The organism is Micromonospora sp. NBC_01412 (assembly GCF_045040215.1).
Taxonomy (GTDB): Bacteria; Actinomycetota; Actinomycetes; order Mycobacteriales; family Micromonosporaceae; genus Micromonospora; species Micromonospora rubida.
In genome coordinates this window covers 2,837,524-2,850,895 of record NZ_CP109528.1, presented here as the reverse complement: position 1 = coordinate 2,850,895, position 13,372 = coordinate 2,837,524, and the positions used below count along the sequence as shown (strand labels likewise).

Genomic DNA, 13,372 nt, shown 5'->3' with positions numbered 1-13,372 from the left:
CGCAGAGGATGCCGCTCGCGGAGCGGGCAACCGGGTCCTCGGCGGCATGACCATGCGCACCCGACTGACGCTGCTCAACGCAGCCGTGTTCGCCCTCCTCGGCAGCACACTTCTCGTCATCAACTGGATTAGCGTCCGTGACCTGCTCCACACCCACCGGGACGTAGCCGTCCCCACCATGCCGGCCGTGCCTATGGCCGCACCGCCGTCGGACTCCGTCCAGATACCCGCCGCCGTGACGACGCCGGCCGAGCGGTTCGATGCCTTCGAGCGGGCATTCCTGACCGACCTGCTGGTGCGCTCGGTCGTCGTCCTGGTGGTCCTGACCGCCCTCGCGGCGCTGTTGGCCTGGTGGACATCCCGCCGCTCGCTGCGCCGCGTCGGCGAGGTCACAAACGCCGCCCGCCGGATCAACGACGGCAACCTGCACGATCGACTCGCTCTGACCGGTCCCCGGGACGAGATCAAAGAACTTGGCGACACCTTCGACGCGATGCTCGACCGGCTCGATCGCAGCTTCGCCGACCAACGCCGCTTTACTGCGCACGCCTCACACGAACTGCGCACCCCGCTCACCCTCCAACGCACCGCGCTGGAGATCCCGCTCGCCCAGGGCCGGGTGCCGGCCGACCTTGCGCCCGCCATCCGTCGCGCCCTCGAAGCCACCGCACGCAGCGAACGCCTCATCGCCTCCCTCCTCGCCCTGGCACGGGGTGAAAGCGGCATGGCTCATCCCCGACCGGTCGATCTGGCAGACGCCGCCCGCCGCGCCTTCACCGATGTCCGCGTCGAAGCCGAAGCGGAAGACGTGACAATCGAGACCGACCTGCACGCCGCTCCCGCCGAAGGCGACCCGGTCCTGCTCGACCAACTCGTACTCAACCTGCTGACCAACGCAGTCCGGCACAACCTGCCCGGCGGCCGCGTGCACCTGACGACCGGCATGACCGGCGACAACACAGCGGTAATCACCGTCACCAACACCGGACCGCCAGTCGACCCCGCTGACCTTCCCACCCTGTTCGAGCCGTTCCAGCGCCGTGCAGCCGGGCCCCAGTCCAGCCAAAGGCCCGGTGCCCAAGGCGCGGGGCTGGGTCTGACCGTCGTGCGGGCCATCACCGACACCCACCACGCGACCCTCAACGCGTCCCCGAATCCCGGCGGCGGTCTGACCGTCCGCGTCCGCGTCCCACCTGCTCAACAGGGGACTGCGTGCACCCCGTCGGCCTTGGCCCGTTCCACCAGTGCTGCGCGAACTCCAACTCCACCGCTGTCGGCTGCGGAAGCTGAGCAGCGGTCGTCTTCTTGTCTGCCATGACGTGGTCCTTTCCGGACAGGATCGACGTCCTGTCCAACGGACCACACCCTGTAGGGGCTCAAAACCCTGGTACCTGTGGTGAGCTGCTGTTTCTTGAGGATCTACGCGGCTCGTTCGTACTCGTTGATAAGCCTGCCGAGGATCGGTGTTCGCCGTGTCCGGCGCCGTTTGGCAAGGTCGATGACGGTGGCCGGTGGGCGTGGCGGTGACAGGTTCAGGGCCCGGTGCGGCCGTGCCTGGTTGTAGTGCCTGATGTGCTCGGCGAGGACATGGCGAAGATGACGTTGTCCGATGATGAGCATCCGGTCGGTGAGCTCGCTTCGTAGTGTCCTCACCCACCGCTCGGCGTAGGCGTTGGCCCGCGGGCACTGCGGCGGAGTCTTGATTACTTCGATGCCGGCGGCGGTGAAGACCGCGTCGAAGATGCTGGTGAACTGGCCGGCGCGGTCGCGGATGAGGAACTGAACTGGTCCGCGTGCTCGCCGAGGTCCATCAGGAGGTTGCGGGCTGCCTGCGCGGTCCAGGCCCCGTCGGGGTTGGTGGTGACACCGAGTACGTGGACGTAGCGGGTGCCGACCTCGATCACGAAGAACACGTACACGCGCCTGAGCGTGACCGCGCAGTCGACATGCAGGAAGTCACAGGCCAGTGTCCCTGCCTGGGTACGCAGGAACTGCCGCCACGTGGTCTGCGATCGTTGCGGCGCTGGTGGGATGCGCCGTCCGTGCAGCAGCCGCTGGATAGTGGCGCGGCTGACGCGATGCCCGAGCTTACGCAACTCGCCCTGGATCCGGACGTAGCCCCAGGAAGGGTTCTCGGTCGCGAGCCGTCCGATCAGATCGGCGAGTTCGCCGTCCACGCGGGGTCGGCCGCCGCGGTTGGGGTAGGTCCACTTCCGGACGACCAGCCGACGGTGCCAGCTGAGCACCGTCGCCGGGTCACCAGCCGCAACGCTTGCAACTGCTTGGGCAGCAGCCGGATCAACGCGGCGAAGACGGCACGGTCGGGCCAGGACAAGGTGGTTTCCTGCACTGCCGTCACAGGATCGCCACTTCGTGGCGCAGAACGAGGATCTCGGTGTTCTTCGTAGCCGTGGTTCGAGTGATCAGCACGAGCCAGCCGAGTAGCCGGCAGAAGATCAGGTACAGCAGGCGAGGCGACACGGTGCACCATCATCTCGCAACCTGGCCTGCCGCGTCGCTACTGATCAACGGCACACGGGAAGTAGAGAGCCCCTACAGGGCAAAGTTAGCGATAGCGGATCACCGGCGATGGTGGCGGTGTGGTTCGCATGGTGGTACCTCCGGCCCACTTATCTCGCCTCTGACCAGGCTTTTTGCTTCGGCAAGTTCAGCGGGCACAAGTCCGGCACAGATTAGTCTTGATCTTGAACCAGGTTGGTATCCCTGCTCCCACGTTGTGCCGCCGAGTTCAGAACCAACGCCCCACCAGCGTGGGTCGAGCGAGCCCATGCTTGGGGTCCATTAGGGTGTGGAGCGTCCGCCCTCCTGAAGGTACGGGACAGACACCAGAAGCCGAAGGGGAGAACACCGTGACGAAGTTTGGCCGGTTCGGCAAACTTGCCCTCCTGAGCACCGTGACCAGCATTGCGCTGGCCATCGGCGCTGCCGCGCCGGCTCACGCTGCCTGGTCGACGTTTGCCGGCCAGCCTGGCTCCGCTGTCGTGCAGGCGTGCAAGACGGCGGTTGAAAGCGGGTACGGCCCGTTGTGGGAGATCACTCTGGTGGCGGCGACCACGCCCGGCCGTACTGCGGCAGCCCGGTTCGAGGTATGGCGCGGCAGCAGCCTCGTCTCGCGCGTGGACCTCGCTGCCAGGGACGGCGCGTGGGACGTCAAGACGACCTGGGCGTCGCGCATCCTCGGCGACACGTACACCGGGGTGGCAGGCACGGGCCTCACCAGTGGTGAAGGCTCCGGCGGAGCGATCGGCGGATCGTTCTCGACCATCGCGGGCTGCTGATCGGAGCGGTACGGACCATGCCCGGCCTGGTACGTCCCGCGAGGGGAGGTGCCAGGCCGGACGACTTTGTCCTTGGTGACGTGCTCGATGGTGGCCAGTACGTACGATCGCCGATCTTGTTGTCCGCATCCGATGATCGGGAATCCGTCGGTCAGGCGGCCCGCCTGGCTACCGGCGCCGCCGTTACGACCGGCCCCTGAGCTGCTGGAATGCGGTTCGGGTTCTGCCGCATCCGGTCCACCAACAGCTCCTGAGCTGGGCAAGCGCGAAAGCAAATGTGGCGGTGCCCGAACCGCGCTCGGCCATGACCGAGCCAATTGCGGTCGCAGTGCGCCGTTGCCCAGAAAGATTCGCGGCTGCCTGCCAGGGTTCGACCCTGGCCGCGTAACCAGATACCTGAGTATCAGAGTCAGACCTACCGGGCAAGTTCGCTCTTCGCCAGACCGCCGCGCGGTCCCTCGGCGGATCCGGCTTCCCAGCGCGGCGATGGGTGGCCGTCGCACCCGCCCTGATCGGGTCTGTCGGGGTGATCGGGGGTGCTCCGTGGGTGCTCGGACGTCGGGGAACTGGCCCGGACGGACTGGACTGAGCCGGATTTTCGACTCTGCTGTTGAATGGAAAACATATTGATGAAGGTCGTCCTAATGTCGTACCTGCTATAGCGCATTCGGATCGGGTTGGACGGGGCTGGACTGGCCCGGACAAGTTGCTTTATGCATTGAAGCATGTGACTACGGATCAGAAGGTTAGGGGTTCGAGTCCCTTCGGGCGCACAAGATCAAAAGGGGTCTGACCTGCCGGAATGGCAGTCAGGCCCCTTTGCTTGTCCGTCCCTTGTGGTCGGTTGGGTGCTCGGTGGGTGCTCGTGCGACGAGCATCTCCCACGTCCCGCCCTTTCCGGTGGGGTCCGCGTGGATCCGTACGCGGGTTGGCTGGTCACCTCCGGCACTCGCGCTAGCCGGCCAGCATGACCTCGTTGAGCGGAGCGGCCCGATCGGCGCGGTGTAGGAGCCGGGGCATGCGGGCCGCACTCGCGAGAGCGGCCTCGGCTGCCACGCGGGCCCAGCCGCACCACGGTGTGCTGCGAAGGCAAGAGCCTGTAGCTCGCGGCCGGCTGGCGAGGAAATACGCGGTTGCGTTATCTGCGGCAGAAGCAGACTGCGCACGATTGCGTGCGGGGTCCGTCGACGCTCCGGCTACCCGCCGATGCCGGGGAGGTGTGCGTTGATCGCTCTGACCTGGTCGGCGATTTCAGGTATCTCGATGACCTCTGCGCCCGCCGTCTGTAGGAGTTCAACGCCGTGGCAGGTGACGAAGAGGGGTGGCTCGCGGAGGGCGAGGACGACTCGGGTGATCCCGGCGGCGATGATCAGCTCCGCGCAGGGGCGTGGATGGGACTTCCGGCTGTGGGCCTGGAACGCCACCGCTACCCGGGCCGGGTGAGCATCGGTGGCCTGCTCATCCGCCGCAACCGCAGCACCGGCGAGCTGGCCTTGTACCTGTTGGTCACCCCGCCCAATGCCGCTGCGCACCCTCGTGACTGTCGCCGGCTCCCGCTGGTACATCGAGGAGCTGTTCCAGACAGGTAGAGGCCAGATTGGCCTGGACCACTACCAGGTCCGCGGCTGGACCGGCTGGCACCGCCACGTCACCCTGGCATGCTCGCCCTGGCCGTCCTCGCCGCCCAACGCCGACCTGAAGATCATCGCGTTGACCGTCGCCGAGATCCGCCAACTCCTTAAACGCTCTCGTCCCCACCCAACCACTCCCACCAACACACACTCTGTACTGGTCGATCTGGCGACGAACATCCCAAGCCCGAGCCCGACGATCCCACTGCCAGCGCAGACAGGCGACGTGACGTTGGAGTATCAGTTTCCCTGATGGATCGAGTACGTCACACCGCCCGCACCGATGTACACGTCGACGTACTGCTCGCCGGCGCAGGCCGGCACCCGGACCCCCGCGAGCAGCACCTGGCCGGGTCCGGGGTCGGCCGCCCGCATCTGGGCGGCGGCGATGACCCGCCCGAACTCCTCGTACGCGACATTCTCGTCCTCGCAGCCCCCGACCACGTAGAGCTCGACTGGGGCGTTCCTCGTCTCCTGGCTGACCGCGGCCAGGCTCGTCAGTAGCTGGTCGATGGCGTCTTTGGCCTCCTGGAGGCTGCCCATCTCATTGGCGCTCAGGTGGCTGCAACCGACCCGCCAGCGACCGCCGTCGACGGACGCGCGGGCCAGCACGGCGACGCATGGGCTGACCCCGCCGGTGCCGGCAAGAGCAGTCGCGCCGATAGCGGCGGTCGGGCCGGTTCCCATGTCGGCCTCGGCTTCCGCGTGTAGCGCGGCGGTGTCTGCAGCGGCGATCCGGCCGTTGTGTGGTAGTGCGTCTACGGCGCGCGCGAGCGCTGACCGGTGGATCGCGTCGAACGTGGCTTGGTCGTTGTCGTCCAACTGGTATTCGTCGCCGGTGGGGACGACGGTCGGGCTGGTTTGCGCATTCTGAGCCGGGACCATCCGGAAGATCTCGCAGTCGAACGGCTGGATGAGCTCGTCGTTCTCGATCTCGTCCAGGTCGGTCAGCCACATCCACGACGTGGCGGCGAAGCGGTGGTTCGTCTCCTGGAGCATGAGGTCACGGCCCTTCAGTAGTCGATTGCGGGTAGACGCGTCGCCTGCTGCCCGGCGTCGGGTCCGCCTTGGCCATCGGGGCCTCGATGGAAGCCACGGGTGGCGCGACAGCTGTCAAGGGCCCTGGGATGCCCAGCTCCTCTACCACCCGGATCCGCTTTGCTGGTATCGCTTCCATGGTCTGGAAGTTGTTCGGGTCGCCGCTGTTGTCCTGGCGCCACTGGTCGTTGCCGTCGACGGCCTTCTTCGGCATGTCGAAGGCGAGGACGAGTCCGCCCTCGCCGGCGACGTCGCGCAGGGTCGGCTCGTTGCGTTTCCTCCCCATGGCCCATTCGGTGTGCTGCCGGGCGTAGGACAGCGCCATGTCGAAGTCGAGGGTGACGGTGTTCCAGCCCTGGTCCTTGCTCTCCCTGGCAATGTCGTGTTTCTCCCAGCGCTTGCAGCCGATGGCGCTGCCGGCTTTACTCGGCGTCAGGCCCGTGACCTGGATGCCGTCGCCGTAGAAGTTGCATCGGTTGGTGCCGTGGTAGAACCGGTACACGTCCCCGGGCGGCGGGACCTGGGGCGGGTTCGCCAACCGCCACAGCCGTCGCTGCCGCCCGTTGTACGTCTGAAGTGCCTCCGCATCGCGCGTGTTCACGCCGAGTTGTTCGAATGCCGTGGCCAACCGGTACAGGATCAGCTTGTCGGCGACGGTGGCGAGCTCTGGCGTGGCGTACTTCGTGGACAGGACGATGGTGTTGGTGGCCGGCAGGTAGTCGCTGCCGACGGGCCTGTCGAGAAGTGCCACGGTCAGCGGCATGCCGTGCGCGGTGTCGAGGGCCCCCACCACATCGGCGACCACCTGCTCGGCCGCGCACCAGTGCGCCAGACGCGCGGTCAGTGCCTGATGCGGGTGCGGGGCTGGTAGTTGGGCCGGTGCGGGGCCAGCGGTGGTGGTGTCCCATGGCGGGCGGATTGGCTCGTCGCGGTAGACCGGCACTGGCGTGGGGGTAAAGGGTTGGACGGGTGCCAGTGGGGGTCTCGAGGTCTGCGCGGGGGATGGCTCGTTCGGCTGCACTCCGTGACGCTATGCATGGCTGTTGCGATGCGTCAGCGGGAAGTCGCGAATCAGACGTGCGAGAGGACGTTCGGCTCACCGCCCCCGCGTCCGGCAGACTCGGGGTTCGTTGCCGACGCGTCGCAGCCCGGTCCCGACGGACGCCAGCTGGCGGGTGAGGCGAATGGCTTCGGCGGACAGGTCGACCCGTCCGGAATAGCCCTCGTTGACGATCAGATGCAGCACGCGCAGGACACGCGCCACCACCTCGTCCTCCAGGACAACCCGCCACCCAGCGGGTTCTCCGATCTGGCACGCGGGCACCGCACGATCCTCGGTTGTCCTCACAAACCATCGATGATCACGCGGTGGCCGTCCTCATGCCCGCTGCCGCTGCCCTAGCGATGAGCGGAGATTTACCAGTTCCGGAACGTTCCGGGGCCGGGCGGCCTCCCGGAAACCGCCGGCGATCGGCCAGGCGTGCAAGATCGTGCTCGATCCCGGAAAGCGTGGCCTCCTACCCGCAACGAGGCCACAGTTTCCCTGATCGAGCATGGTCTTGTTCCCTGATCCAGCGCGATCGTGTGTGCTCGTACGGACCCAGACCACGTCAAGGGGCTCGCTAGAGGCCCGCCTGTGCAGGGAGCAAGCTTGAACGTCCGGAGCGGGCGGGCTCGGCGACCCCCACCCCGCTCTCACCTCGCCCCGTCAGGGACGGGCTCTCCATGATCGTCTGCTGATTATGGAGAACTCGCCCGGCGTGTCGTCTCACATATCAGCAGACGATCAAGGTGCGACGCCCACAGCACCCCGCCAGGGCTTCTTCTCAACGACGTAGGTCCCGCGCTACGGCACGGTCATCACCAGGCCGGCCGCGCGTACGAAGGAGCGCCACAGCCTGTCTCACGGTTCCCCGGCAGACCCCCGTACTCTCCGCGTAGCTGTGTCTCGCTCGGGATGGGCCCAAGGGGCACCAACTTCCCGTCCTCAATCTGCTTGGCGATCAAGTCAGCAGGTTGCACATACGTCGGTACCGGCGACAGCGGATCAAGCATGTCCTCAATCCTCACCTGACGTCTTAGAACGTCCGTTACGAGGCACATCGCGGTAGGTCGGGGTACGAGACTCGGGGCGATGCGGTCGTCCGGCGCGAACTCTTCGTCTAGCCGGCCGGACTCCGGAAGCTCTCCGATCCCGCCGAGAGGAGCCGTCCGGCCGCCCCTCGGGGGCGTAGGGAGCCCTCTGGGAAGGGGTCGGTAGCCGCGAGAGGGGTGTAGGGACGTAAGGGATCTTTATGGCTTTGATCGTGCGCAGCATGTTTCCAGGGCTGATCGCTGCCCCCATGTCGGTATCCAGACCTCGGCGCCGGGTGCCTCTGCTCGTCTGGAGTCGAGGTGGTCGCGAAGTTTGGTGAGCGCGGGATGCGGGTTGTCGTCGCGCCAGATCAGTGACATGGGGTAGATCGGTGCCGGGTCGCGTACCGGTATGCGCCGCAGGTCGTAGCTGTCCGGCCACAGGTATCGCGTGCGTTCGCCGGCCAACGTCGCCAGTTCCGCGGAGTCGGCGATCTCGGCCAGCAGTGCCTCGTTTCCGAAGGCCGGCCCGACCGTGTCGATGGTGAGGCCGAACGCGGCCGCGAGTTCGTCGTAGTAGTCGGCCCATTCGGTACCGGGGGCCATGCCGGGCATCCAGATGCGGTGTTCGGCGAGTTGTGTGAGCGTGACGGCGCCGGCGTTGGCGAGCGCATGGCGTGGCCCAACGAGGATCTCGTGGTGCTCGTCGATCACGCGGGCGGTCCTGATCGCGCCAGGCAGTTGATGCGCGGGGACGGTGACGGCGTGGAAGGTGGCGTCGACCGCCCCCGCCTCGACGGCGGCGGTCGCGGCATGAACGTCGGCTTCGAGGGTCACGACATCCAGCTCGATCCGCGGATGCGTACGGTGGAAGTCCTGCAGCAGCACCGCCGGCGCGGTCCGTCGAGTGTGGACATCGACGCGGAGCGCGCGCCGACCGGGGCGCACAGAGGCGTCGGCGCGCGCTTCCACCCGGAGCAGCTCCCGGGCGTGGGGCAGGAAGGCCTGACCGTCGATCGTGAGTTGGACGCCGCGAGCTGTGCGGGTGAACAGCCGTACCTTCAAGTCCCTCTCCAGCGCGGCGATGCGCTTGGACACGGCCTGCTGGGTGATCGACAGCGCGGCGGCGGCGTCCTGGAACTGGCCGGCATCCGCGGCGGCGACGAAGGTACGGACGGCGTCGAGATCCACGGAGCAGACCCTACCCGCACAACATTTGGTTGTGGCTCACCGTCGGCGTAGTTGTTTGATCCGTCGTCGCATGCCTTGGTTTGATCGCAGCGGTCAACGGCGAGTTGTTCGATGCGGAAGGTGTGGGGCGTGGCGGCGAGACGATCCCTGGGTCGGCAGTTCGGATGGTTGTGGGCGGCGTACGCGGTCAGCGCCTATGGGTCCGGGTTCGGGTTCGGTGCGTTGCCGCTGATCGCCGTGCTGGTGTTGGATGCCAGCCCCGCTCAGGTGTCCGCGTTGTCCGCGGTGGGGCCGGCAGTGGGCGCGCTGATCGCGCTACCGCTCGGGCCGTGGGTGGAGTTTCGTCGCAAGCGGCCGGTGATGATCGCGATGGACCTGGCCCGGTTCGCGGTCATGATGACGATCCCCATCGCGTACGCCTTCGGCCTGCTCAGCTTCGTCCAGTTGCTGGTCGTCTCGGTCGTGGTCGCCGCAGCCAAGATCGCCTTCAACGCGGCCTGCGGCGCCTACCTCAGGGAGCTCGTCCGGCCGGATGACCTGCTCGTGGCCAACGCGAGGTTCGAGTCGACGACGTGGAGTTCCATCGCAGTCGGGCCGCCACTGGGCGGGGCGGCGATCGGCCTGTTCGGGCCGGTTACCACCGTGATGGCCGACGCGCTCAGCTACCTGTTCTCCGCGCTGGCGGTCACCGCTGTTCGCGGCCGAGAAGAACCCCCGCAGCGCACCGACAAGCGCCGGGTCCGGGCCAGCGAGTTGCTCGACGGCTGGCGACACCTCCTGGCACATCCCGGCCTACGGGCGCTCTACGTCAACCAGCTGCTCGTCGGCGGACTGATCATGGCCACCGAGCCGCTGTTGGCCGTGCTCATGCTCCGCGAGCTCGGATTCCCGCCCTGGCAGTACGGCCTCGCCTTCGCCGCCCCCTGCGTCGGCGGACTCATCGGCTCACGCCTTGCCCCTCGTGTCGTGGCCCGGTACGGCCAACACCGCATCCTCCGTACCGTCGGCACACTGCGCGCGATCTGGCTGATCGGCCTCGCCTTCGTCCAGCCCGGCGCCGCCGGCCTGGCGACGGTGATCGCGGTCGAACTCGCGATCATCATCAGCATGAGCCTGTACAACCCGGTGCTCGCCACCTACCGGCTGGAACACACCCCCAAAGACCGCATCGCCCGCACCCTGTCGGCCTGGTCGATCAGCAGCAGCGCTTCCATCGCCATCCTCAGCGCGCTCGGCGGACTGCTCGCCAGCGCCACCAGCCCACGCACGGCTATCACGATCGCGGGACTGCTGATCCTCGCCAGCCCGCTGCTGCTGCCCCGCCGCCAGCATTCCGCACCTGTACCCGACCTTGAGCTGGCAACAACCCGCGCCCAACCACAGGCAGCGGTTCCCGTGAAGCCGATTAAGGAGGCCATCAACAACTGACAGACGCAAAGCCATCCGACAACAGCGCGAACTGGCCCCGAGCCACCCGTGAGACACCGCGGCCGAGCCGCCGATGCAGAAAGCCACAATTCATGACTGTCACCGCATTTGACCCGTCCAGCGCGCTGGTCATCATCGACCTTCAGAACGCCATCGTCAGCGCCCCCACCGTCCCCTACACCGGCCCACAGGTAGTGGCCCGGGCGGTCGAGCTGGCCCGCGCCTTCCACGAACACAGCGCCCCGGTCGTCCTGGTCCGGGTCACGGCCCGTGCGGACGGATCGGATGCCGCACCAGGCCGCAACGAGATCCCACCCCGGCCCGCCTCCTTGCCCGAAGATTGGGATGTCATCGTCGACGACATGGTCGGCCACCCCGACGACATCACCGTGGCCAAGCGCTCCTGGGGTGCCTTTTACGGAACCGATCTCGACCTGCAACTACGCCGCCGCGGCGTCACACAGATCGTGCTGGCCGGGCTCACCACCAGCATCGGCGTGGAGTCCACCGCCCGCGCCGCCTACGAACACGGCTACCACGTCACACTCGCGACGGACGCCATGGCCGACCTGGACCTGGAGGCCCACCGCAACAGCATTCAACGGATCTTCCCTCTTCTCGGCCAGACCGGTTCCACCACCGAGATCGTTGAAATGCTTGCCAAGACCCGCAACTGACTGGGCTCCGCCTTCCCCGAGACCCGCTGATCGGGCATCGGGCACGTTGCCGGTATTCGGCTGGTTGGACGTCACCGGACAGCGCACGACACACTCTTGAGATGCCACAGTGGACTCGCTAGATTCGGTCCTCAGCCACGATCAGGGACCGGCTCCGAGATTCGGGAGAGTGACTCCATCGCACACATCGATCTAGGGGTGGATGAGGCCGAGTTCCCAGGCATCCGTGGGCCGCTGCGCTTCCGGCGGGAGACCGGCCAACCGTTGCTTGAGCTGGTCGAGGTGCTGCTGCGCGGGCCGCATCCGCTCACCCCCGGGGAACGGGAACTGATCGCCGCGTACGTCTCCGGCCGCAACGAGTGCACCTACTGCTGCTCGGCGCACTCGGCGTACGCGGCGGCGCAACTCGACGAGGGCATGACCCTGGTCGACCAGGTGCGCGCTGACCTGGACAACGCCCCGATCTCCGCGAAACTGCGCGCCCTGCTGCACATCGCCGGGGCCGTGCAGGTCAGTGGACGCGAGGTCACCCCCGAACTGGTCGCGACCGCCCGTGCCGAGGGCGCCACGGACCTGGAGATCCACGACACGGTGCTCATCGCGGCGGCCTTCTGCATGTTCAACCGGTACGTCGACGGCCTCGGCACGCAACCGGCGGGCGACCCCGGGTGGTACGCGCAGGCGTCCGAGCGCATCGTCAACACCGGCTACCGGCAGGTCGTCTGACGACGATCCGGCCGGCGCCACCGGACCGAACCCCGTCCGCCCGACGAGCAAACCCGGAGCATCAGGTCATGGCACATATCGACCTCGGCCAGGACGAGCAGGTCTACCTGGGCATCCACGGCCTGATCCGTTACCGGCCGGAGACCGGCCGCCCCCTGCTGGCGCTGAACGAGGTGCTGCTGCGCGGGCCGCATCCGCTCACCCCCGGGGAACGGGAACTGATCGCCGCGTACGTCTCCGGCCGTAACGAGTGCCGGTTCTGCCAGGGCGCGCACTCGGCGTTCGCCGCCGTGCAACTCGACGAGGGCATGACCCTGGTCGACCAGGTTCACGCCGACCTGGACAACGCCCCGATCTCCGCGAAACTGCGCGCCCTGCTGCACATCGCCGGGGCCGTGCAGGTCAGTGGACGCAGCGTCACCCCCGAACTGGTCGAGGCCGCACGCACCGAGGGCGCCACGGACCTGGAGATCCACGACACGGTCCTGATCGCGGCGGCGTACTGCATGTTCAACCGGTACGTCGACGGCCTCGGCACGCTCGTACCCGACGACCAGGAGTGGTATCTGGGGCCGGCCGGACGGGTCGCCACCCAGGGTTATCTGCCGGTGCTGGACCGCTGACCCGTACCGGTCACCCGAGCTTTCACCCGCTAGCCGAATTGGGAGCGTGACGCCATGGCACACATCGACCTGGGCGTGGACGAGAAAGAGTTTCCCGGGGTCCGGGGCCCGATGAAGTACCGGCCGGTGACCGGCAAGCCGATGATGGAACTGGCCGAGACCCTGCTGCGCGGGCCGCTCAGCCTGTCGACGGCCGACCGCGAGCTGATCGCCGCGTACGTCTCCGGCCGCAACGAGTGCACCTACTGCTGCTCGGCGCACTCCGCGCTCGCCGCCGCCCTGCTCGACGAGGGCATGCCCCTGGTCGACCAGGTACGCGCCGACCTGGACAACGCGCCGGTCAGTGCCAAGCTGCGCGCCCTGCTGCACATCGCCGGGGCCGTGCAGGTCAGCGGACGCGAGGTCACCCCCGAACTGGTCGCGACCGCCCGTGCTGAGGGCGCCACCGACGAGGAGCTCCACGACACGGTGCTGATCGCGGCGGCCTTCTGCATGGTCAACCGGTACGTCGACGGCCTCGGCACGTTCACCCCGAGTGATCCGAGCTACTACGAGGAGACGGCCCGGCGGGTCGTCAGCGTCGGCTACCGCAACACGGTCTCAACCTGATCTTCAACCCGTGCGCTGCTACGAGCAGTGATACTCAGGCCACGCTTGACGGTTTTTCCCGACGTCGTGGCGGGGTG

The 13,372-nt window shown here is 67.5% G+C and carries 15 protein-coding genes and 1 pseudogene; 8 read left to right on the top strand and 8 right to left on the bottom strand.

Going from position 1 to position 13,372, the window contains the following annotated elements; translation table 11 throughout:
• Window positions 1-46: 46 nt before the first annotated feature.
• Window positions 47-1,318 (top strand): sensor histidine kinase, encoded by a 1,272-nt coding sequence (locus tag OG617_RS13005; RefSeq protein WP_405101629.1) that lies wholly within the window; start codon window positions 47-49, stop codon window positions 1,316-1,318.
• Between the two features lie 101 nt (window positions 1,319-1,419).
• Here OG617_RS13005 and OG617_RS13000 read toward each other — a convergent pair whose 3' ends face one another.
• The 3 genes from OG617_RS13000 to OG617_RS12990 all read right to left on the bottom strand — a co-directional run bounded on the left by OG617_RS13000 (window position 1,420) and on the right by OG617_RS12990 (window position 2,481).
• Window positions 1,420-1,704 carry an integrase core domain-containing protein gene (locus OG617_RS13000; RefSeq protein ID WP_405103664.1) on the bottom strand — a complete coding sequence of 95 codons (285 nt, stop codon included), beginning with the start codon at window positions 1,702-1,704 and terminating at the stop codon, window positions 1,420-1,422.
• Window positions 1,704-2,177: an IS3 family transposase gene (locus tag OG617_RS12995; RefSeq protein WP_405101627.1), complete on the bottom strand. Its 474-nt coding sequence runs from the start codon at window positions 2,175-2,177 to the stop codon at window positions 1,704-1,706. The genes OG617_RS13000 and OG617_RS12995 overlap by 1 nt, the downstream gene beginning before the upstream one ends.
• Window positions 2,178-2,355: 178 nt before the next feature.
• Complete coding sequence (locus OG617_RS12990; protein WP_405101625.1) at window positions 2,356-2,481, bottom strand: hypothetical protein; 126 nt, start codon at window positions 2,479-2,481, stop codon at window positions 2,356-2,358.
• Window positions 2,482-2,870: 389 nt separating this feature from the next.
• Between OG617_RS12990 and OG617_RS12985 the strand changes: the two genes are divergently transcribed.
• Window positions 2,871-3,299, top strand: coding sequence for a hypothetical protein (locus OG617_RS12985; RefSeq protein ID WP_405101623.1), 429 nt, complete (start codon window positions 2,871-2,873; stop codon window positions 3,297-3,299).
• 1,196 nt (window positions 3,300-4,495) lie between these two features.
• Here OG617_RS12985 and OG617_RS12980 read toward each other — a convergent pair.
• A complete protein-coding gene (locus OG617_RS12980; RefSeq protein WP_405101621.1) occupies window positions 4,496-4,831 on the bottom strand; it encodes a hypothetical protein in 336 nt (111 codons plus the stop codon).
• A 1-nt stretch (window position 4,832) separates the two neighbouring features.
• Here OG617_RS12980 and OG617_RS12975 point away from each other — a divergent pair.
• A pseudogene (locus OG617_RS12975) lies at window positions 4,833-4,958 on the top strand (IS701 family transposase); the annotation flags it as partial.
• 212 nt (window positions 4,959-5,170) lie between these two features.
• Here the strand turns inward: OG617_RS12975 and OG617_RS12970 are convergent.
• From OG617_RS12970 to OG617_RS12955, 4 genes are all read right to left on the bottom strand, one after another.
• Window positions 5,171-5,887 carry a hypothetical protein gene (locus OG617_RS12970; RefSeq protein ID WP_405101619.1) on the bottom strand — a complete coding sequence of 239 codons (717 nt, stop codon included), beginning with the start codon at window positions 5,885-5,887 and terminating at the stop codon, window positions 5,171-5,173.
• Between the two features lie 46 nt (window positions 5,888-5,933).
• Window positions 5,934-6,989 carry a hypothetical protein gene (locus OG617_RS12965; RefSeq protein WP_405101617.1) on the bottom strand — a complete coding sequence of 352 codons (1,056 nt, stop codon included), beginning with the start codon at window positions 6,987-6,989 and terminating at the stop codon, window positions 5,934-5,936.
• Between the two features lie 75 nt (window positions 6,990-7,064).
• Window positions 7,065-7,232 carry a hypothetical protein gene (locus tag OG617_RS12960; RefSeq protein WP_405104139.1) on the bottom strand — a complete coding sequence of 56 codons (168 nt, stop codon included), beginning with the start codon at window positions 7,230-7,232 and terminating at the stop codon, window positions 7,065-7,067.
• Between the two features lie 1,028 nt (window positions 7,233-8,260).
• On the bottom strand, window positions 8,261-9,232 hold the full coding sequence (locus OG617_RS12955; protein WP_405101615.1) for a LysR family transcriptional regulator: 972 nt from the start codon (window positions 9,230-9,232) through the stop codon (window positions 8,261-8,263).
• Between the two features lie 129 nt (window positions 9,233-9,361).
• On the opposite strand from OG617_RS12955, the gene OG617_RS12950 reads away from it, so the two are divergent.
• The 5 genes from OG617_RS12950 (at window position 9,362) to OG617_RS12930 (ending at window position 13,295) form a co-directional block, all read left to right on the top strand.
• Window positions 9,362-10,660 (top strand): MFS transporter, encoded by a 1,299-nt coding sequence (locus OG617_RS12950; RefSeq protein WP_405101613.1) that lies wholly within the window; start codon window positions 9,362-9,364, stop codon window positions 10,658-10,660.
• 92 nt (window positions 10,661-10,752) lie between these two features.
• Entirely contained in the window at window positions 10,753-11,337 is a 585-nt protein-coding gene (locus tag OG617_RS12945; protein WP_405101611.1) for an isochorismatase family protein, read from the top strand.
• Window positions 11,338-11,514: 177 nt separating this feature from the next.
• Complete coding sequence (locus OG617_RS12940; RefSeq protein ID WP_405103662.1) at window positions 11,515-12,063, top strand: carboxymuconolactone decarboxylase family protein; 549 nt, start codon at window positions 11,515-11,517, stop codon at window positions 12,061-12,063.
• 68 nt (window positions 12,064-12,131) lie between these two features.
• On the top strand, window positions 12,132-12,686 hold the full coding sequence (locus tag OG617_RS12935) for a carboxymuconolactone decarboxylase family protein (RefSeq protein WP_405101609.1): 555 nt from the start codon (window positions 12,132-12,134) through the stop codon (window positions 12,684-12,686).
• A 54-nt stretch (window positions 12,687-12,740) separates the two neighbouring features.
• Window positions 12,741-13,295, top strand: a complete 555-nt coding sequence (locus OG617_RS12930; RefSeq protein WP_405101607.1) for a carboxymuconolactone decarboxylase family protein — start codon at window positions 12,741-12,743, stop codon at window positions 13,293-13,295.
• Window positions 13,296-13,372: the final 77 nt, after the last annotated feature.